Source organism: Pseudonocardia sp. EC080619-01, assembly GCF_001420995.1.
In the GTDB taxonomy this organism is placed as follows: Bacteria; Actinomycetota; Actinomycetes; order Mycobacteriales; family Pseudonocardiaceae; genus Pseudonocardia.
Window position 1 is genome coordinate 1,682,073 of sequence record NZ_CP012184.1, and the last position, 20,060, is coordinate 1,702,132.

Consider the following 20,060-nt stretch of genomic DNA (forward strand, 5'->3'; position numbering starts at 1 on the left):
CCCAGGCGATGTTCCGGCGAGGCGGAGCGCAGGAGTCGCGCGGGTAACAAGCGGTCCCCGATCCGGTGACGTGCCCACCGGGCGTCCCCCGCGTCCATGTCCCGGACACATGGGGTCACCCACCAACGGTCATTTCCCCCGGGGCCGCCGGGGGCGGAGACTGATCCCGACCGGCCGGCGACCACGACGGGCGCCGGCCCCGCCCCGAGCCGTCGAACGAGGGAGTGACGTGCCCGAGACCGCCGCCACCGGAGTCCTGGCCGACCTGGTCCGTGACTGGGACCCGCCGCAGGTCACCGACAGCAGGCGGGTCGACCCGTGGCCCGCCGCCGCCTTCGCCGACCTGCTCGACGCCCCGGTGCCGGATCTCCGCGACGGCGCCGCGCTCCCCCCGATGTGGCACTGGCTGCTCCTGCTCCCGCACCCGCGCACCTCGGAGATCGGCGAGGACGGGCACCCCACCGACGGCCCGTTCCTCCCGCCGGTACCCGGCCGGCGCCGGATGTTCGCCGGAGGCCGCTTCCACGCCCACGGCACGATCCCGTTCGGCTCGGTGCTGGGGAGCCGGTCGTCCGTCACCACCGTCACGCCGAAGTCCGGGCGGTCCGGCGAGATGCTGTTCGTGACGGTCCGCCACGAGCTGACCGTCGACGGGGGCGACGACGTCGTCGCGGTCGAGGAGCAGGACATCGTCTACCGTTCCGAGCCCGAGGGCACCGAGCGCCGCGTCGTCGAGCGTCCGGTCGCCGACCAGCCCGATCCCGGCGGCGCGTGGCGGCTGCGGCGCCCGACCGACTCCGTCCTGCTGTCCCGGTTCAGCGCGCTGACCTACAACGGGCACCGCATCCACCACGACCTCCCCTACGTCACCGGCGTCGAGGGCTACCCCGACCTGGTGATCCACGGCCCGCTGATGGCACTGCTGGCCCTGGAGCTCCCCCGGCAGAACGCACCGTCCGACCGGGTCACCGGGTTCGAGTACCGGCTCGCCCGCCCGGCGTTCGTGCCGTCGGCCCTCGTCGCGACCGGCGACCGGAGCGGGGCCGAGGCGACCGTCGCCGTCGCCGCCGAGGGCGTGCAGCCCTCGCTGACGGCCACCGTCCACCTCGGCTGAGACCGGGCCGGACGACCCCCACCACGACCAGCAGGAGAACCGAGTCATGGGTGTGCTGAGCACCGAGGAACAGGCCGTCGTCGACGTCGTGCGCGACTTCGTCGACCGCGAGGTCAAGCCCTCGGTCAACGAGGTCGAGCACTCGGGCGAGTACCCCGAGAAGTGGATCGAGCAGATGAAGGAGCTCGGCATCTACGGGCTCGCGGTCCCCGAGCCCTGGGGCGAGGCCCCGGTCTCGATGCCCTGCTACGCCCTGGTCACCGCCGAGCTGGCCCGCGGCTGGATGAGCCTGGCCGGCGCGATGGGCGGGCACACCGTCGTCGCGAAGCTGCTCGTCGAGTTCGGCACCCAGGAGCAGAAGGACCGCTACCTGCCGCGGATGGCCACCGGCGAGCTGCGCGCCACGATGGCGCTCACCGAGCCCGGCGGTGGCTCCGACCTGCAGAACATGGCCACCCACGCCGCGCCCGACGGCGACGGCTACGTGATCAACGGGTCCAAGACCTGGATCTCGAACGCGCGCCGCTCCGGGCTGATCGCGCTGCTGTGCAAGACCGACCCGGCCGCCGAGCCCAAGCACCGGGGCATCTCGGTGCTGCTCGTCGAGCACGGCCCCGGCCTCACGGTGTCCAAGGATCTGCCCAAGCTCGGCTACAAGGGCGTCGAGTCCTGCGAGCTGATCTTCGACGACATGCGGGTCCCCGCCGGCGCCGTCCTCGGCGGCACCCCCGGCAGGGGCTTCGGCCAGATGATGAAGGGCCTCGAGACCGGCCGCATCCAGGTCGCCTCCCGCGCGCTCGGCGTCGCCGACGCCGCCCTGGAGGACTCCCTGCGCTACGCCCAGGACCGGGAGAGCTTCGGCAAGCCGATCTGGCAGCACCAGTCGGTCGGCAACCACCTCGCCGACATGGCCACGAAGATCACCGCCGCCCGGCAGCTGATCCTCTACGCCGCCCAGAAGTACGACCGCGGCGAGCGGTGCGACATGGAGGCCGGGATGGCGAAGCTGTTCACCTCCGAGATCGCGATGGAGGTCGCGCTGAACGCCGTCCGCATCCACGGCGGCTACGGCTACTCCACCGAGTTCGACGTCGAGCGGTACTTCCGCGACGCTCCGCTGATGATCGTCGGCGAGGGGACCAACGAGATCCAGCGGAACGTGATCGCCGCACAGCTGGTCAAGCGCGGCGGACTGGAGCGGGGATGACGGACACGACGACGGACACGGGCTACACGCTGCGCGGCCCGGCCCTGCTGTTCTGCCCGGGCGACCGACCCGAGCGGTACGCGAAGGCGGCGGCCGCGGCCGACACGGTGATCCTGGACCTGGAGGACGCGGTCGGCCCGGACGGCAAGGACGCGGCGCGCGCCGCCGTCGTCGCCGGGCTGGCGGAGCTCGACCCGGCCGCCGTGGTCGTCCGGGTCAACGCCCCGGGCACCGCGTGGCACGACGCCGACGTCGCCGCACTCGCCGGCCACCCGGACGTCGCGGTGATGCTGCCGATGGCCGCCCGCGCCGCCGACGTCGCCGCGCTGGCGCCGCGCCCGGTGATCGCGCTGTGCGAGACCGCGGCCGGCGTCCTCGCAGCACCGGAGATCGCCGCCGCACCGAACTGCACCGGGCTGATGTGGGGCAGCGAGGACCTGGTCGCCGACCTGGGCGGACGCCCCGGCCGCGCACCTGGCGGGGGCTACCGCCCGGCCGTCGAGGAGGCCCGCATCCGGATCCTCTACGCCGCGCGCGCCGCAGGGGTCACCCCGGTCGACACGGTGCTCGTCGCCATCGACGACCTCGACACGCTCCGCACCGACAGCGAGTCGGCCGTCGGCTCGGGGTACGCGGCGAAGGCCTGCATCCACCCGAAGCAGGTCACCGTGGTCCGCGAGGCGTTCCTGCCGACCGACGACGAGGTCGCCGAGGCCCGCGAGGTCCTCGACGCGGCACGGGAGCACACCGGCGGCGGAGTGTTCCGCCTGCACGGCCGGATGATCGACGCGCCGGTGCTCGCGCACGCCCGGGAGGTGCTCCGCCAGGCGGGCGCCCCCGTCTGACCGCCCGGCCCGCGTCATGTCCGTGGTGCATCGCGGGCGGTGACATGATGAGGCGGTGACGACGCTGGACGAGCTCGAGTGGTTCGTCGTGCTCGCCGAGACCGAGCACATGACCCGGGCCGCGGAGAAGCTCTCCGTCGCCCAGCCGACGCTGTCCCGCGCGCTGGGCCGGCTCGAGCGCCAGGTCGGCGCCCCGCTGTTCGACCGGGTCGCCCGCAGGCTCCGGTTGAACGCCTCCGGCGAGATCATGCTGGAACACGCCCGGCGCAGCCTCGCCGAGCTGGCCGCCGCCGGGGACCGGATCGCGACGCTGCGCGACCCGGACCACGGCACGGTCCGGCTGGCGTTCCTGCACTCGATCGCGGCCGGCCTCACCCCCGAGATGCTGCGGGCCTACCGCTCGCACGCCCCCGGGGTCGTCTTCGAGCTCACCCAGGCCGCCGGGCACGAGATCATCGAGCACGTCCGCGCCGGGCGCGCCGACCTCGGGCTGACCGCCCCGCGCCCGGACGACGACGAGCTGGCCTGGACCGGCCTGTACCGGCAGCAGCTGTGCCTCGCCGTCCCCGCCGACCACCGGCTCGCCGGCCGCCCGCGGGTCGCGCTGTCGGCGGCGGGGACGGACCCGTTCGTGGCGCTGCGCGCGCCGATCGGCCTGCGGCGGCTCACCGACGAGCTCTGCGCCCGGGCGGGGCTCAGCCCGCGGTTCGCGTTCGAGAGCACCGAGATCGGCACGCTGGAGGGGTTCGTCTCGGCCGGGCTGGGGGTCGCGATCGTGCCCGAGCCGCGGCCGGACCGGGCCGAGTCGGGCGTCTCCTACGTCCCGCTGACCGACGCGACGGCGCACCGGTCGATCGGGTTGACCTGGCTGCGGGAACGGCCCGCCCCGCCCGTCGTGGCCCGGTTCGCCGACTTCGTCGTCGAGCGGTACCGGGACCGCGCACCCGGCACACGGCCCTGACCGGGAGGGACACCGTGCCGGACGACCCGACGACGATCCCGCTGGGCCACGACGAGCTCCGGGCCGTCACCGCGTTCGCCGTGGCGTGCGCGCGGCCCGCCCTGGAGATCGTCGAGCACGCGTGTCCGGGCGACCCGCGCCCGCGCGACGCGGTGGACGCGGCCCACGCGTTCGCCGGGGGCGCCGACCGCACCAGGGCGACGAGGGACGCCGCGTGGGCCGCGCACCGTGCGGCGCAGGAGACCCGCGACGCGGGCCTGGCCGCGGCGAGCGACGCCGCCCGCGCCGCGGGGCACGCGGCGGGGGCGGACGGGTCGGCGAGCTGGTCCGGCGATTGGACGCGGCGCTCCGGTGACGCCGCGGTCCCGGGGCCTCAGAGTCCCAGGCCCCGGCCGATGACCTCCTTCATGATCTCGGTCGTGCCGCCGTAGATCCGGGTGATCCGGGCGTCGGCGTACGCCGTGGAGATCGGGTACTCGCTCATGTAGCCGTAGCCGCCGTGCAGCTGCAGGCACTTGTCGACGACCCGGCCCTGCAGCTCGGTGCACCAGTACTTCGCCTTCGACGCGTCGACCGCGGTCAGCTCGCCCGCGTTGAGGGCGCGCACGCAGTCGTCGACGTAGTGCTCGGCGATGTCGATCTCGGTGTCCAGCTCGGCCAGCACGAACTTCGAGTTCTGGAACGAGCCGATCGGCGAGCCGAACGCCTTGCGCTCCTTCACGTACTCCAGGGACTGCGTCAGGGCGGTGCGGGCCGCGGCGACGCCCGCGACCGCGATCGACAGCCGTTCCTGGGGCAGGTTGGTGACGAGCTGGGTGAAGCCCTGGCCCTCGTCGGGCCCGAGCAGGTTCCCCACCGGGACCCGGACGTCGGTGAACGACAGCTCGGCGGTGTCCTGCGCGTGCTGGCCCAGCTTGTCCAGGTTCCGGCCGCGCTCGAACCCCTCCATCCCGCGCTCGAGCACCAGCAGGCTCATGCCCTTGTGCTTCTGCGACGGGTCGGTCTTCACCGCCACGACCACCAGGTCGGCGTTGATGCCGTTGGTGATGAACGTCTTGGACCCGTTGACGACGTAGTGGTCGCCCTCCCGGACCGCGGTCGTCGTCATCGAGGCGAGGTCCGAGCCGGTTCCGGGCTCGGTCATCGCGATCGCCAGGATCGCGTTCCCGCTCACCGCGTCCGGGAGCCAGCGCTGCTTCTGCTCGTCGGAGCCGTAGGCGAGCAGGTACGGGATGACGATGTCGTTGTGCAGGGTCATCCCGAGGCCCAGGCCGCCGGCACCGGCGTCCATCAGCTCCTCGATGACGACGGCGTTGAACCGGAAGTCCGGGACCCCGCCGCCGCCGTAGGACTCGGGCACGTCCATGCCCAGGAAGCCGTTCGCGCCGGCCGTCGTGAACAGCTCCCGGGGCACGATCCCGTCGGCGGTCCACCGCTCCCCGTGCGGAGCGACCTCCTTGTCGACGAAGGCTCGGAACGCGGACCGGAAGTCCTCGTGGTCGGACTCGTACAGTGTGCGCCGCATCGGACGTCTCCTCCTCGCGCCGGGCCCGCTACCGCGGCTGCATCCGGATCGCGCCGTCGAGGCGGATCGTCTCGCCGTTGAGCATCGGGTTCTCGACGATGTGCGCGGCCAGCTTCGCGTACTCCGCGGGCTGCCCCAGCCGCGACGGGTGCGGCACCTGCTTGCCCAGCGACGCCTTCACGTCCTCGGGCAGCGCCCCGAGCAGCGGGGTCTCGAACAGCCCCGGCGCGATCGTGCACACCCGGATCCCCAGGTCGGCCAGGTCACGCGCGATCGGCAGCGTCATCCCGACGATGCCACCCTTCGACGCCGAGTACGCCGCCTGCCCGATCTGACCCTCGAACGCCGCCACCGACGCCGTGTTGATCACCACGCCGCGGTCCCCGTCGACCGGCTCGGCCGTCGCGATCCGCTCCGCAGCCAGCCGGATCACGTTGAACGTGCCGATCAGGTTCACGTTGATCACCTTCGTGAACCCGTCCAGCGGGAAGGCGCCCTTCTTGCCGTAGGTCTTGGCGGCGTTGCCGATGCCCGCGCAGTTCACGGCGATGCGCACCGTGCCGAGCTCCTCGGCGGCGTCGAGCGCGGCACCGACCTGGGCCTCGTCGGTGACGTCGGCCGGCACGAAGCGCACCGCGTCACCGAGCTTGTCGGCGACGGCCTCGCCCTGCGACGACGGCAGGTCGATGATCACGACCTTGCCGCCCTGCTCGACGAGCTTCTCGGTGGTGGCCAGGCCGAGGCCGGAGGCCCCACCGGTGACGACGGCGACGGAACCGTTGATGTCCATGTCTGTAGCGGTCCTTTCCGTGGGGAACGTGTGAAGGTAGGGATCAGAGGAGTTCGAGGATGGTGGCGTTCGCCTGCCCGCCGCCCTCGCACATGGTCTGCAGGCCGTAACGGATGCCGTTGTCCCGCATGTGGTGCACCAGCGTCGTCATGATCCGCGCACCCGAACCACCCAGCGGATGCCCCAGCGCGATCGCCCCACCGTTCGGGTTCAACCGCTGCGCCACACCCGCGTCGTCCCCACCGATGTCGGCCAGCCACGCCAGCGGCACCGGCGCGAACGCCTCGTTCACCTCGAACGCCCCGATGTCCGACAGACCCAGCCCCGACTTCGCCAGCGCCTTCTCCGTCGCCGGGATCGGCGCCGTCAACATGATCACCGGATCCGCACCCGCCAGCACCGCGGTGTGCACCCGCGCCACCGGACGCAACCCCAGCTCCGCAGCCTTCTCCGAGGTCGTCATCAGCAACGCCGCCGACCCGTCGGAGATCTGCGACGAGTTCCCCGCATGGATCACCCCACCCTGGCCGGCCTCCTTGAACACCGTCTTCAGCTGCGCGAGACCCTCGAGCGTCCCGCCCCGCCGCACACCCTCGTCCGCGGCGACCCCGGCCAGCGGCGCGATCTGGCCGTCGAACCGGCCCGCGTCCTGCGCCTCGGCGGCACGCGCGTGCGACTGCAGCGCGAACTCGTCGAGCTGCTGCCGCGAGAAGCCCCACTTCTCGGCGATCATCTCCGCGCCCACACCCTGGTTCGGGGCGGTGCCGTACCGCGCCGCGAAGTCCGCACCGAGCGGGTCCTCGCCCTGGCTCGACGAGAACATCGGCACCCGGGTCATCGACTCCACACCACCGGCGACGACCACGTCGTACTGCCCGGCGATCAGGCCCGCCGCCGCGAAGTGCACCGACTGCTGGCTCGACCCGCACTGCCGGTCGACCGTCACACCCGTCACCGACTCCGGGAACCCGGCCGCCAGCGCCGCGTTGCGGGCGATGTCCAGGGTCTGCTCACCGGACTGCGACACGCAGCCCCAGATCACGTCCTCGATCTCAGCCGGGTCGACACCCGACCGCTCCGCCACGCTCCGCAGCACGTGGGCCGACAGATCGGTCGGGTGCACCCCGGCCAGACCGCCCTTGCGCTTGCCGACCGGGCTGCGCACCGCTTCGACGATGACTGCGTCCCGCACGATTGACCTCCAGGGATCGACGTCGTTGGCATCCGGGGCGGTCCGCGGTCAGTGCCGCGACGATGCGGCCCGGAGCTGATGCATCAGTGTTACAGGATCCGTCATCTGTTTCACCACCCTTCCGGGCCCCGTGTCGCCGTTGCGCTCGTCACCGACGGTGGACGGCAGGCCCCGGACTCCGGGCGCCAGGTGAGGCGGTCGCACATCGAGCGCCCGGACCGGGTGTCACGCGACGGCGTGCGCAGTTCGAGCAGCCCGTCGCGCCAGGACACCGTCCGCACCAGGTCGGTCCCCGGGTGCTCCGGGTACAGCGAGATGTCCACGTGGTGCACGACGCGGTCGTCCACGACCTCGAACCGGCCCGAGTAGGCGACGAACTCACGCGCAGCGGCCCCGCGGGCCTCGTCGCCGGCGGACAGGAAGGTCTCACCGGACCGCCACGGACGGTCGCGACGCGCGAGCAGGGCGGTGACGCGCCCGTCCGCCTGGTAGGTCAGCCGGCCGACCGGATCGGGCCCGAGGACGTCACCGATCGGGTCGCCGTCGACGAGCCGGACGAACGACACGAGGTCCCAGGTCCCGAGCAGGCGCTCCCACGGCGACCGCGGGTCCGCCCCGGTCACGCCGGGACCTGACGGTCCGCGGGGCCGTCGTCCACGACCGGGCGGGGCCGGTCGGTGAGCCCGGTCCGCGGGACCAGTGCGACGAGCACCGCGGCGACGAGCCCGACCGCCGTGAACGCCCAGAACACGCCGGTCGCACCGGCCGGGGCCGCGATGACGATGCCGACCATGATCGGCCCGGCGACCCCGCCCAGCCGGCCGAGCCCGGTGCACAGCCCGAGGACCGTGCCCCGCGCGGCAGCCGGGTAGTAGACGCCGGCGAAGCCGTACACCGCGGACTGGGACGACGCGCAGAACCCGATCAGCAGCACCAGGCCGAACACGACCCCCTGGGCCGGCCCCAGGGTCAGGGCCGCGACGGCCGCCGCGCCGGCCAGGAACCCGGTGGAGATGACCCGGCGCGAGCCGAAGCGGTCGGCGAGCCCCGTCAGGACGACCATGCCGACGGCGCTGCCGAGGTTGAACGCCAGCATGAACGACAGCGCCGAGCCGAGGTCGTAGCCGGTCGTGCGGAGGATCTGCGGGATCCAGGTGTTCATACCGTAGGAGACGAGCAACCCGAAGAAGCTGATCAGCGGGAACAGCACGGCGGCCACGCGGAACCCCGGGGCGGACAACAGGCGGAACGCCGAGCGCCGCTCGTCCCCGGCGGTGGCGCCCTGCCGGACGGCGAGGCCGGACTCGGCGGCGACGCCGACCTCGTACCGGCGGGCGAGCTCCGCGGCCTCGTCGGCACGGCCGCGGGCGACGAGGAACGCCATCGACTCGGGCAGGTTCCGGTAGGCGACGACGAACAGCACGATCCCCACCAGGCCCGCCGCGGCGAACAGGGACTGCCACCCGAAGACCGGGATGACGACGATGGCGATGACCGACACGAGCGCGCCGCCGATCGGGAACCCCGTCTGGACGACGCCGTTGTAGAACTGACGCCGCTCGATCCGCACGTACTCCATGGTCAGCGCGATGACGGTCGGCAGCGCGCCGCCGAACCCGAGCCCCGCCAGGAAGCGCAGGATCGCGAAGACCTCCAGGCTCGGGGCGAGCGCGCACAACCCGGTGAACACGCTGAAGCTCGCGACGCAGCCGAGCACGATGGGCCGCCGGCCCACGATGTCGGTCAGGCACCCCGCCAGCATCGCCCCGATCATCATGCCGAACAGCGAGACGCTGCCGATCAGTCCGGCCTCGACGGTCGTCATGCCCCACACCTGGTCCTGCAGCAGGACCGGGAGGACCGCTCCGAACATGAGCAGGTCGACCCCGTCGAGGACGGTCACCGCGAGGCAGGTGGACACGACGGCCCGGAACCCGGTGCTGCGTGTGGCGGATCTGGACATCGACGTCCTCCGTGTGCTGGGTCGCGTCGGCCGGGAACGGGCGCGCGAGGAGGCCGAACCTTATGCAATTAGGTGAGAAGCGGTCAACCATTTCTCCGACGGTCCGGCATGATTCCTCCATGCCACGACCCGACCGCCCGATGCTGAGCCGGAGAATCATCGTCACGGCAGCGCTCGCGATCATCGACGCCGACGGACTGGAGGCGTTCAGCCTCACCCGGCTCGCCCGCGAGATGGGCGTGCAGGCCCCCTCGCTCTACCACCACTTCCCGGACAAGGCATCGATCCTCGAGGCCGTCGCCCGGTCGATCATCCGCGAGACGCCGCAGCCGGTCGCCCGGGACACGGACGACTGGATCGAGTACTTCGTCGCCCTGAGCCTGCTCTTCCGCCGGACGATCCTGCGCCACGCCCACGCCGCGCCGATCCTGCTGGAGTTCATGCCGCGCGAGGTCTTCACGCCGGTCTACGAGACCTCGGCGACCTTCCTGGAGGAGGTCGGCATCCCGCCCCACCTGCACGTCCTCGTCCTCGACGGGCTCGACCGCCTCACCCTCGGCGCCGCACTGACGGATGCGATGAAGGCGCCGGCCGGACAGGACCGAGTCTTCCCGCACGCGAACCCGCAGCAGCACCCGGCCCTGGTCCGGGCGATCGGCAACAACGCGCTCGACCCCGAGACCCTCTGGGCCGAGTCCGTCCGGACGTTCCTGCGCGGCATCGACGCCATGCGGCCGGAGACGCCCGCGAGACCCGCGACGACGGACGCCGTGACCCCCCGGAGTGACCCTTGACACTCTCTACCTATCGCCGTAAGGTACTTCCGTCAGGACGGTCGGCCACCATTCCCGAATCGCGTCCCCATATCGCGACCCCGACGACGGAGATCGCCACGCGAACACATTCCGTCGCTTTCCGGTCACCGATCGGACACCGTTCCCGGAGCCGGCCCGGACCATTCGCGCATGCCCCCTCGGAAGTTCCGCGCGCCGGGATCGGCCGGGAGCAGGTCGCAACACGATGAGACTTTAGACGTTCTTTGTCTCACGTGTCAGTCTGGACATGCAGGACCACGACCGCACCGGCGCGCTCGGCGACGGGCCCGTGAGCACCGCGTCCGTCCCGACCCGACGTCCCACCACCGGAGCAGCCGATGAACGTCCCCGAGCTCGTCCGATTCTGGGCCCGCACCCGGCCCGACCACGACGCGATCGCCTTCGAGGGCGCCGCCGAGTCCTGGAGCGCGTTCGACGCCGCGACCGACGACCTCGCCCGCGGTCTCGCCGCCCGCGGGATCGCCCGGGGTGACCGGGTCGCGGTGCTCATGCACAACCGCCCCGAGCTCGCCCGGACCATGGTGGCGGTGCTCAAGCTCGGCGCGATCTGCGTCCCGCTGAACTTCCGGCTGCTGTCCGGCGAGCTCGCCGAACTACTGGACGACGCGGACTGCTCCCTGGTCGTCACCGAGGAGTCGCTGCTCTCCCTGGTCGCCGACGGCGACGGACGTCACGACGTCGTCTCGCTGGGCTCGACCGCCGTCCCCGGGTACGACACGCTGCTCGGCACCCCCGGCCCGGCACCGTCGGCCGACATCGCCGACGACGACGGCGCCTTCCTCTGCTACACCTCGGGCACCACCGGCGTGCAGAAGGGCGCACTGCTGACCCACCGCAGCGTCCTCGCGCCCGCCCAGGCGCAGATGATCGCCTACGGCCTGTCCTGGCGGGACCGCGTCCTGGTACCCGCCCCGCTGGTCTACACCGGCTCCGTCGTGTCGGTGTTCGTGCAGCTCGTGATCTACCCGGGCGCGACCATGGTGCTGCTCGCCGACTTCGACTCGGAGCGCAGCCTGGAGATCATGGTGCGCGAGCGGGTCACCGCGGCGACGTTCGTCCCGGTGATCTGGCAGCGGATGGCCGCCCGTTCCGGCTTCGCCGACGCCGCACTCTCCGCCTTCACCTACGCCGCCGCCGGCGGCGCGCCCGTCGCGACCGAGACCCTGCGTGCCTACCGCGACCGGGGCGTCCCGCTGAACCAGGTCTACGGCCTGACCGAGGCGTCCGGCCTGGTCACCAGCCTGCCATGGCACGACGCGCTGCACCGCCCCGAGTCCTGCGGCCGGGCGCTGGTCGGCACCGAGGTCCGGGTCGCCGCGGCCACCGGTGAGGTCGGTGAGGTGCTCGTCCGCGGCCCGCACGTGATGCGCGAGTACTGGCGCAGGCCGGAGGCGACCGCCGAGACCGTCGTCGACGGGTGGCTGCACACCGGGGACCTCGGCCGGATGGACGACGAGGGTTTCCTGTCCATCGTGGACCGGAGCAAGGACCTGGTGATCTCCGGCGGCATCAACGTCTATCCGGCCGAGATCGAGAAGGTGCTCGCGGCCGTCCCCGGGGTGGGTGACCTCGCCGTCATCGGGGTCCCCGACGAGGTGTGGGGCGAGGTGCCGATGGTCGTCTTCCACTCCGAGCGCGACGCGTCCGTCGTCGTCGCGGAGCTCGCCGCCGCCGCCGGGTCCCGGCTCGCGCGGTTCAAGCAGCCGCGGCACGCCGTCGCCTCGCCGGATCCGCTGCCGCGGACCTTCTCCGGGAAGCTGACCAAGGCCGCGCTGCGCGAGAGGTTCCGGGAGGTCCCGCCCGAGGCGGTCTCCCTGCGCGACACGACACCCGCCTGACCACCGGCCCGGCGGGCCCGGTCCGGGCCCGCCGGGTCAGCGGTGGCGCCGCCGCGCCCGGGACGCCGCCCGGACCGCGTCGGCGGGCCACCCCCGGCCCAGGGACGCGCCGCCGTCCACGACCAGCTCCTGACCGGTGACGAAGCCCGACGCGTCCGAGGCGAGGAACACCGCGGCGTCGGCCAGGTCGTCGGGCTCCCCGGCGCGGGGCAGCGGCTGCAACGACCGCAGGTTCTCCCGGACGGTGTCGACCGAGCGGTCCAGTGCGTCACCGGTGAGGCCCGCGCCGTGCCCCACGATCCGTGTCGCCACACCGCCGGGGACGAGCGTGTTCACCCGGATCCCGTCGGGGGCGAGCTCGACGGCGGCGCTGCGGACGAGCTGGGCGACCGCGGCCTTCGCCGCCCCGTAGGCGTGCGGGCCGTACCCGGTCCGCAGGCCCGCCACGCTGCCGGTGGCGACGATGCTGCCGTGCCCGGCGGCCCGCATCGGCGGCACCGCGTACCTGATCCCGAACAGGACCGAGCGGCAGAGCAGCGCGAACGCGGCGTCCCACTCGTCGGCCGGGATGTCGTCCACGAAGCGCCACCGGCCGACGGCACCGGCGTTGGCGACCAGGCAGTCCAGCCGGCCGTCCCGGTCGAGCACCTCCGCGACGGCGCCCTCCACGTCGGACTCCCGCAGCACGTCGACCCGCCGGAACCGGGCCCGCGGCCCCAGCTCGCCGGCGAGCGCCGCACCGCGCTCGGTGTCGACGTCGCACACCAGCACCGAGGCCCCCTCGGCGACGAACCGCGCGGCGACCGCCGCCCCGATCCCGCTCGCCGCCCCGGTCACGACCGCGGTGCGCCCGGCCAGCGCGGGCCCGGTCACCGGTCCCGGAACACGGGCGGGCGCTTCTCCAGGAACGCCTCGACCGCCTCGCGGTGGTCCTTCGTCAGCGCGGTCAGGATCTGCGAGCGGTTCTCCAGCTCGACCGCGGCCTGGAAGCTGCCGGTCTCCTGGTTCGCCCACAGGACCTCCTTGCTCATCCACACACCGAACGGGCTGTGGCCGGCGATGAGCCGGGCCCGTTCCAGGGCGGCCTCCTGCAGTGCGTCGTCGTCGACGACCGCCGCGACCAGGCCGATCCGCTCCGCCTCGTCCGCGTCGACCGTCCGGCCGGTGAGGATCAGGTCGGTCGCCCGGGCGAAGCCGACCATCCGGGGCAGCAGCCAGCTCAGCCCGATGTCGGTGCCGCCGAGTCCGCGCCGGATGAACGACGCCTGCAGGATCGCCGAACGTGCCATCAGCCGGATGTCGCAGAACACGGCCAGCGCCATGCCGCCACCGACCGCCGCGCCGTTGACGGCGCCGATGATCGGGGCCCGGACCCGCCGGAAGGTCTCGCCGAGGCTCGAGATGTGCTGCTGGACGCGCATCCCCGCCTGGGAGCGTCCCTCCTCCGCAGGGCTGCCCGGTGGGTCCCCGTAGCCGCGGAGGTCGAGGCCCGCGCAGAACGCCCGGCCGGCGCCGGTCAGCACGATCGCGCGGACCCCGGAGTCCTCCTGGACCGCGCGCAGCTCGTCGTGCAGGGCCTCGACCAGCTCCGCACCCATGGCGTTGAGCGCTCCGGGCCGGTTCAGGGTGATCCGCAGGATCCCCGGCTCCGGCCGGTCGGTCAGGACCGGCCGGTCGTCCGGTACGGGTACGGCGTCGCCGGTGGTCGTCATCCGTCCTCCAGGGGTTCTCTCGGCGGGCTCACCGGTGCAGGCCGGACGGACCGCCCAGCCACACACCCAGCTGCTCACCCGAGACGTGTGCCGCGCGGTCCGAGACCAGGTAGGACACGGCGTCGGCGACGGCGTCGGGCGGGATCTCCGGCCACTGTCCACGGAGGACCTCCATGGCCTTCTCCCCCTCGCCGCGGGTCATCCCGGTCTCGACGAACCCCGGGATCACCGAGTTGACCGTGATCCCGCGGCGCGCCGTCTCCTTGGCCAGCACCTCGACCAGCGCCCCGACGCCCGCCTTCGCGGCGGCGTAGGCGCCGGTCCCGGGCAGGACCGACCGGCCGGCCGCCGGGCTGCCGACGAACACGATCCGGCCGTGCCCCGCCTCGTACATCGCCGGGAGCACGGCGTGCGTGCAGTAGAAGGCCCCGCTGAGGTTGACGCCGATCACCCGGTCCCAGTCGGCGGGGTCGAGCCGCCGGGCCGACGCGGTCAGGTTCATCCCGGCGTTGTTGACCAGGACCGACGGTGCGGCCCACAGCGCGGTCACCCGCTCGACCAGCTCCGTCACCGCGGCGGGATCGGTGACGTCGGCCTGCAGGCACTCCGCGGTCCCGCCGGCTCCCCGGATCTCCTCGACGAGCGCCTCGGCCTCGGCCCCGCTGGTCGCGTAGTCGACGGCGACGGCGTGGCCGTCGGCCGCGAGCCGCCGGGCGACCGCGGCCCCGATCCCGCGGGCCCCTCCGGTGAGCAGCGCGACCCGCCGGGCCGCGGCGTCGGGTGACGGCACGCGTACGTCCTCTCCTCGGTTCCGATCATCCTGACACGTGAGACGAATACCGTCCATTGTCACAGCGCCTGCACGGGACGAGCGTCGAGGAACATCGGGGCCGCTCCGTATGCTGGGCCGGTGCCCGACCGCTCGCCTCCGGTGACCGCCCGGCCCTCCGCTGCCGTCGAGCGGATCCTCGACGCCGCCGACGCGTGCTTCGCCCACTACGGCATCGCCAAGACGACGATGGAGGACGTCGCGTCGGCGGCGGAGATCTCCCGCGCGACGCTCTACCGCACGTTCTCCGACCGGGAGAGCCTGCTGACGGCGCTGGTCCGCCGCCGCGCACGGATGAACATCGAGCGCAGCCGGGCCCGGATCATGGCGCTGGGCTCGCTCACCGAGCGCGTCGTGGAGGGCATCACGCTCAACGTCCGGGTCGGGCACCGGGACCCGCTGATGCACGCGCTCGTCTCCCCCGAGCAGATGGCGCTGGCGAACACCCTCCTGAGCTCGACCGGGCTGGCGACGGAGCTGACCCACGAGTTCTGGGAGCCCGTCCTGGCCGCGGCACGGGACACCGGCGAGATCCGGGCGGACCTCGACCTGGTCGGCCTGTGCGAGTGGATCTCCCGGCTGGAGATCATGTTCATCGTCCAGCTGGAGGACACGCCGGAGGACACGGACCGCATCCGCCGGCTCGTGGCCGACTTCGTCGTGCCCGCGCTCACGGCGGCCCGCTGAGCGGGCCGGCCGGAGCGCGTCAGTCACCCAGGTCGGCGGCGAGCTCGCGGTGCAGGTGCTGGCAGGCCTGCTCGTTGCGGCCGTAGAGGAACGTCCCGTGCGGCCAGGCGGCCGCGTTCTGCTGGATCGTCAGCTCCATCGGCCAGTCCTCGTTCACGGCGGCGTCCTGCAGGATCTCCCAGCTCCGCCGGATCCGCCGCTCGATCCGCTCGGTCCGCTTCTCCGGGCGGACCAGGAACCGGATCTGCGTCGTCGACCGGTTCGGGTCGGTCGTGTCGGGCCACACGGTCCAGAACTCCACGTGGTCCGGCGTCGAGATGACCATGGAGTTCGGGTAGAGGAACAGGTTGCTGCCCAGCAGCCGGAAGTCGGCGTCGACCTCCTCCCCGGCGCGGGCGAGGTCGCCCATCCGGGTCCGCGGGCTGAAGGACTGGCCGTGCCGGCCGTACTGCCGCCACACGCTGGTGTTCGTCTCGATCAGCTTCCCGACGCCCTCGGGGTGCAGGAACTTCGGGTGCAGGACGTCGATCGCACCGTCGAGAACGATCTTCCAGTTGATGTCCAGGGTGAACGACTCGTCGAGGAAGATCTCGGCGCCGCCGAGGCCGTAGGGCGACAGCTGCGCGTCCACCTCCGGCCCCAGCCAGTCGTCGATCTCGAGGTCCTGGTCACCGGACAGGACGGCGAACAGGAAGCCGTGCCGCTCCTCGGTCCGGATCCGGTGCAGGCCGTGCCGGTCCTTGTCGACGTGGGTGTAGAAGTCGTCGTACGGCACGCCGCGCAGGCCGCCGTCCTCCCGGGAGTAGCTCCAGCCGTGGTAATGGCAGGTGAAGATCCGCTTCTGACCGCACGGCTCGTCCTCCACCCGGCCGCCGCGGTGCCGGCAGATGTTGAGGTAGGAGCCGACCGTGCCGTCCGACCGGCGGACGACGATCAGCGGCATCCCGAGGATCTCGCGGGTCAGGAAGCTGCCGGGCCTCGCGATCTCCGAACCGTGCCCGATGATCACCGGCAGCCGCTTCAGGAGCGCCCGCTCCTGCGCGGCCCGCTCCTCACCGACGAAGTGCGAGATCGGCACCCGGAGATCGGTCGGGGACATCTCCGTGGTCCCGGCGCGCAGGTGCTCGGCGAGGGTGTGTGCGACGTCGTCGTTCAGCAGTGTCATGTCTCGGTCCCCAGGGTGGTGGTGGTCGACGGGCGGGACGCTCGGATCTCCCCGAGCACCTCGTCGGTGTGGGCCCCGAGGTCCGGGGCCCGCTGCGGCGCGAACTCCTCGCCGACGACCCGGACGGGGCTGGCGGCGAACCGGAACCCGTCCTGGTCGTAGGTGGTGGCGCGGGCCGTGAAGTGCGGGTCGTCCACCAGCTCGGTCACGGTGTTGACCGGGCCTCCCGCGATGTCGCGGGCCAGGAACAGCGCGGTCCACTCGGCCCGCGTCCGGGTGCGGAACACCGCGTCGAGCTCCCGCCAGACGTGCCGGGCGCGCGCGTCGGACCCCTCGTCCACCGACACGAGATCGACCTCCAGCAGGTCCGGCCGGTCGACCGCGTCGCAGAACGCCCGCCAGAACTTCGGCGTGTGCGAGCCGAACACCATGGCGCCGCCGTCCTTCGTGGCGTACGCGTCGAGCAGCGGCCAGTCCGGCAGCCGCCCGTCGGCGGTCCAGCCCGGACGCCGGTGGGTGCGGCCGGCGTTCAGCGCGCCGTCGATCCGGTCCGGCATCCAGGCGATCGCGACGTCGGCGCTGCTCACCTGCAGGCGCGCGCCCTCTCCGGTGGTGCGTGCCCGCAGCACCGCCGCCAGGACCGCCATCGCGCCGTACGCGCCCACGGCGTACATCGCCTGCGGGGTCTCCCCCGAGCCGCCCATCACCCCGGGCGGGGACGGCCGCGCGGTGTCCACCGTGCGCAGCCCGGCGTAGGCGTCGAACCACATCCCGCCGGTGGCGAGGTCCCGGTACGGCCCCTCGGCCCCGGTGCCGGAGACCTCGCACAGCACGGTCGACGGGCGCTGCCCGGCCAGGCGCTCCCAGCCGAGTTCGAGCCGGTCGAGGTACCCGTGCCTCGTCCCCTCGACCACCGCGTCGGCGGACGCGGCGAGCCGGAGGAACGCCTCGGCGCCCTCCGCCGTGCGCAGGTCGAGCTCGACGCTGCGCTTGCCGCGGTTCCACCGCAGGTGCATGAACCCGGGGCCGTCCGGTCCGCCGACGGCCTGCGCCCCGGCGTACCGGACGCCCTCGCCGCGGCCGGGCGTCTCGATCTTGATGACGTCGGCGCCGAGATCGGCGAGGTGCCCGCCGACCGACGACGGCGCCAGCTGCGCGACCTCGACGACGCGCACGCCGTCGAGCAACGAGTATCCGCCCACCACTCCTCCTCCGTCCGTCGCCGAACCGTGACACGTGAGACAATATCTGTCAATCATCTCACGACACTGGACGCTACCTTCTGCCTTAAGGTGAAGCGATGTCGGGATTCCGTTTCGGAGTGCTCAGCACCGGTGCCACCTGCGGTCCAGGAGGCTGGCCGGCGTTCGCCCGGCGGGTCGAGGACCAGGGCTGGTCCGTGCTCCAGGTCCCCCAGCACTTCAGCGTGCCGTCGGTACCGCCGCTGCCCGCCCTCGCGACGGCGGCCGCGGCCACGTCGGGGCTGACCGTCGGGACGCTGGTGCTGGACAACGAGACCGGCCACCCGGCCGTCGTCGCGCGGGACGCCGCGTGGCTCGCCGCCGCGACCGGCGGCCGGTTCGAACTGGGCATCGGGGCGGGCTGGATGGCCGCCGACCACACGATGCTCGGCCGTCCGTTCCGGGAGCCCGCCGAGCGGGTCGACCGCCTCGGCGAGGCCCTCGCGCTGATCCGGGGGTGCTGGGCCGGGCGGACGTCGTTCGCCGGGACGCACTACGTGCTGGAGGACCTGCCGGAGGGTGCCGCCACCGCGACCCCGCCGCGGCTGCTCGTGGGCGGCGGCGGGCGGCGGGTGCTCGATCTCGCGGCCCGGCACGCCGACGTCGTCGGGATCGCCCCGGACATGCGGAGCGGCCGGATCGGCCGCGCCGCGGCACGGACCACCGGACGGGAGCAGGTCATGGCCAAGGCGGCCCGGATCCGGGAGGTGGCCGCGGCCCGCGGGGCCACGGTCGAGCTGCACATGTCGATCACCGGGATCCACGACCGCGCCGACACCGCCCGGATCGACCGGCTGGCCGACAGCTTCGGCGTCGCGCCCGGCGAGGTACCCCGGCTGCCCAGCGTGCTCGTGGGGGACACCGCGGAGATCGCCGACGAGCTCCGCCGCCGCCGCGACGAGACGGGCGTGAGCTACCTGACGGTGAACGAGACGCTGCTGGAGCGGATGGCCCCGGTCGTCGCCGAGCTCGCCGGGACCTGAGGGGATCTCAGCCCCGGACGAGATCCCGGCTGATGATCTCCTTCATGATCTCGTTCGCGCCGCCGTAGATCCGCTGGACCCGGGCGTCGGTGAAGGCGCGCGCGATCGGGTACTCGGTCATGTAGCCGTAGCCGCCGTGCAGCTGGACCCCGGCGTCGATCACCTGCCACTGCATCTCGGTGGCCCACCACTTGGCCTTGGCGGCGTCCACCGGGGTGAGCCGGCCCGCGTTCAGCTCACGGACGCACCGGTCGACGTAGCTGCGGGTGACCTCGATCCGGGTCCGGAGGTCGGCGAGCGTGAACCCGACGCTCTGCTGCGCGGCGAGCGGCTTGCCGAAGGCCGTGCGCTCGCGGGTGTGGTCGAGCGTCCACCGGAACGCGGCCTCGGCCGAGCACTGCGCGGCGACCGCGATGCCCATTCGCTCACGGGGCAGGTTCTGCATCAGCGCCGGCAGTCCGCCGCCGAGCTCGCCGAGCAGGTTGGCCGCCGGCACCCGGGCGTCCTGGAAGAACAGCTCCGCGGTGTCCTGGCCGGGGAGCCCGATCTTGTCCAGCTTGCGGCCGCGCTCGAAGCCCGGGGTGTCCCGCTCGACGACGAACAGGGAGTACCCGGCGGAGCCCGCGTCCGGGTCGGTGCGGGTCACGACGACGACCAGGTCCGAGGTGATCCCGTTGCTGATGAACGTCTTGGAGCCGTTGAGGACCCAGTGGTCGCCGTCGCGGACGGCGGTCGTCGCGATGCCCCGCAGGTCACTGCCCGCCGCGGGCTCGCTCATCGCGATGGCGGCGATCGTCTCCCCGGTCGCGAAGCCGGGGAGCCAGCGCTCCCGCTGCTCCGGGCCGGCGAGGTTCAGCAGGTAGCCGAGGACGATGTCGTCGTTGGTCCCGAACGCGGACTGGAGGGACGCCGCCCCGGCCGCGGCGATCTCCTCGGACAGCACGAAGCGGAACCGGTAGTCCGGCTCGCCCGCGCCGCCGTACTCCTCCGGCACCGCGAGCCCGACCAGGCCGGCCGCACCCGCCTTCTTCCAGGTCTCCCGGTCGATCTGCCGGTCGGTGTCCCACCGCTCCACGTTGGGCACCACCTCGCGGGTCACGAAGGCCCGGGCCGTCTCGCGGTACGCCTCGTGGTCGGCCCCGTACAGGTCGGTCTCCACGCGGTCTCTCCTT

General features: G+C 73.1%; 20 protein-coding genes. 9 read left to right on the top strand and 11 right to left on the bottom strand.

Going from position 1 to position 20,060, the window contains the following annotated elements; translation table 11 throughout:
• Positions 1-229: 229 nt before the first annotated feature.
• The 5 genes from AD017_RS07740 to AD017_RS07760 are packed head-to-tail and all read left to right on the top strand — an operon-like array spanning position 230 to position 4,558.
• Positions 230-1,114, top strand: coding sequence for a MaoC family dehydratase N-terminal domain-containing protein (locus AD017_RS07740; RefSeq protein ID WP_060573759.1), 885 nt, complete (start codon positions 230-232; stop codon positions 1,112-1,114).
• Positions 1,115-1,160: 46 nt separating this feature from the next.
• Positions 1,161-2,321, top strand: a complete 1,161-nt coding sequence (locus AD017_RS07745; RefSeq protein ID WP_060573760.1) for an acyl-CoA dehydrogenase family protein — start codon at positions 1,161-1,163, stop codon at positions 2,319-2,321.
• Positions 2,318-3,166 (top strand): CoA ester lyase, encoded by an 849-nt coding sequence (locus AD017_RS07750; protein ID WP_010224589.1) that lies wholly within the window; start codon positions 2,318-2,320, stop codon positions 3,164-3,166. The genes AD017_RS07745 and AD017_RS07750 overlap by 4 nt, the downstream gene beginning before the upstream one ends.
• Before the next feature lie 55 nt (positions 3,167-3,221).
• Positions 3,222-4,127 carry a LysR family transcriptional regulator gene (locus AD017_RS07755; protein ID WP_082539061.1) on the top strand — a complete coding sequence of 302 codons (906 nt, stop codon included), beginning with the start codon at positions 3,222-3,224 and terminating at the stop codon, positions 4,125-4,127.
• A gap of 14 nt (positions 4,128-4,141) precedes the next feature.
• Positions 4,142-4,558 carry a putative immunity protein gene (locus AD017_RS07760; RefSeq protein WP_060573761.1) on the top strand — a complete coding sequence of 139 codons (417 nt, stop codon included), beginning with the start codon at positions 4,142-4,144 and terminating at the stop codon, positions 4,556-4,558.
• On the opposite strand, the gene AD017_RS07765 is transcribed toward AD017_RS07760, so the two are convergent.
• From AD017_RS07765 to AD017_RS07785, 5 genes are all read right to left on the bottom strand, one after another.
• Positions 4,501-5,652, bottom strand: coding sequence for an acyl-CoA dehydrogenase family protein (locus tag AD017_RS07765; protein WP_060573762.1), 1,152 nt, complete (start codon positions 5,650-5,652; stop codon positions 4,501-4,503). The two genes, AD017_RS07760 and AD017_RS07765, sit on opposite strands and share 58 nt — an antisense overlap.
• A gap of 28 nt (positions 5,653-5,680) precedes the next feature.
• A complete protein-coding gene (locus tag AD017_RS07770; protein ID WP_010224644.1) occupies positions 5,681-6,442 on the bottom strand; it encodes a 3-hydroxyacyl-CoA dehydrogenase in 762 nt (253 codons plus the stop codon).
• Between the two features lie 43 nt (positions 6,443-6,485).
• Entirely contained in the window at positions 6,486-7,634 is a 1,149-nt protein-coding gene (locus AD017_RS07775) for an acetyl-CoA C-acyltransferase (protein ID WP_060573763.1), read from the bottom strand.
• A 110-nt stretch (positions 7,635-7,744) separates the two neighbouring features.
• Complete coding sequence (locus AD017_RS07780) at positions 7,745-8,257, bottom strand: lipocalin-like domain-containing protein (RefSeq protein ID WP_060573764.1); 513 nt, start codon at positions 8,255-8,257, stop codon at positions 7,745-7,747.
• Complete coding sequence (locus tag AD017_RS07785) at positions 8,254-9,597, bottom strand: MFS transporter (protein ID WP_060573765.1); 1,344 nt, start codon at positions 9,595-9,597, stop codon at positions 8,254-8,256. Before AD017_RS07785 ends, AD017_RS07780 begins: the two co-directional genes overlap by 4 nt.
• Before the next feature lie 119 nt (positions 9,598-9,716).
• Here AD017_RS07785 and AD017_RS07790 point away from each other — a divergent pair, with 119 nt between their 5' ends.
• Both AD017_RS07790 and AD017_RS07795 read left to right on the top strand, forming a co-directional pair.
• Positions 9,717-10,391, top strand: a complete 675-nt coding sequence (locus AD017_RS07790; RefSeq protein WP_082399114.1) for a TetR/AcrR family transcriptional regulator — start codon at positions 9,717-9,719, stop codon at positions 10,389-10,391.
• Between the two features lie 359 nt (positions 10,392-10,750).
• Entirely contained in the window at positions 10,751-12,271 is a 1,521-nt protein-coding gene (locus tag AD017_RS07795; RefSeq protein ID WP_060573766.1) for a class I adenylate-forming enzyme family protein, read from the top strand.
• 36 nt (positions 12,272-12,307) lie between these two features.
• On the opposite strand, the gene AD017_RS07800 is transcribed toward AD017_RS07795, so the two are convergent.
• From AD017_RS07800 to AD017_RS07810, 3 genes are read right to left on the bottom strand one after another with little or no spacing between them, the layout of a single operon-like run.
• On the bottom strand, positions 12,308-13,144 hold the full coding sequence (locus AD017_RS07800) for an SDR family NAD(P)-dependent oxidoreductase (protein WP_202968838.1): 837 nt from the start codon (positions 13,142-13,144) through the stop codon (positions 12,308-12,310).
• Positions 13,141-13,983 (bottom strand): enoyl-CoA hydratase/isomerase family protein, encoded by an 843-nt coding sequence (locus AD017_RS07805; RefSeq protein WP_060573767.1) that lies wholly within the window; start codon positions 13,981-13,983, stop codon positions 13,141-13,143. The genes AD017_RS07800 and AD017_RS07805 overlap by 4 nt, the downstream gene beginning before the upstream one ends.
• 28 nt (positions 13,984-14,011) lie before the next feature.
• The gene (locus tag AD017_RS07810; protein WP_060573768.1) at positions 14,012-14,773 is read right to left on the bottom strand and encodes an SDR family NAD(P)-dependent oxidoreductase; all 762 of its coding nucleotides are present in this window, start codon (positions 14,771-14,773) and stop codon (positions 14,012-14,014) included.
• A 120-nt stretch (positions 14,774-14,893) separates the two neighbouring features.
• On the opposite strand from AD017_RS07810, the gene AD017_RS07815 reads away from it, so the two are divergent.
• On the top strand, positions 14,894-15,499 hold the full coding sequence (locus tag AD017_RS07815) for a TetR/AcrR family transcriptional regulator (protein WP_202968839.1): 606 nt from the start codon (positions 14,894-14,896) through the stop codon (positions 15,497-15,499).
• Positions 15,500-15,518: 19 nt separating this feature from the next.
• On the opposite strand, the gene AD017_RS07820 is transcribed toward AD017_RS07815, so the two are convergent.
• On the bottom strand, positions 15,519-16,664 hold the full coding sequence (locus AD017_RS07820; RefSeq protein WP_060573769.1) for an aromatic ring-hydroxylating dioxygenase subunit alpha: 1,146 nt from the start codon (positions 16,662-16,664) through the stop codon (positions 15,519-15,521).
• Positions 16,661-17,866: a CaiB/BaiF CoA-transferase family protein gene (locus AD017_RS07825; protein ID WP_060573770.1), complete on the bottom strand. Its 1,206-nt coding sequence runs from the start codon at positions 17,864-17,866 to the stop codon at positions 16,661-16,663. Before AD017_RS07825 ends, AD017_RS07820 begins: the two co-directional genes overlap by 4 nt.
• Positions 17,867-17,964: 98 nt before the next feature.
• Between AD017_RS07825 and AD017_RS07830 the strand changes: the two genes are divergently transcribed.
• On the top strand, positions 17,965-18,888 hold the full coding sequence (locus AD017_RS07830) for a TIGR03621 family F420-dependent LLM class oxidoreductase (RefSeq protein ID WP_082399116.1): 924 nt from the start codon (positions 17,965-17,967) through the stop codon (positions 18,886-18,888).
• Between the two features lie 7 nt (positions 18,889-18,895).
• On the opposite strand, the gene AD017_RS07835 is transcribed toward AD017_RS07830, so the two are convergent.
• Entirely contained in the window at positions 18,896-20,047 is a 1,152-nt protein-coding gene (locus AD017_RS07835; RefSeq protein ID WP_060573772.1) for an acyl-CoA dehydrogenase family protein, read from the bottom strand.
• Positions 20,048-20,060: the final 13 nt, after the last annotated feature.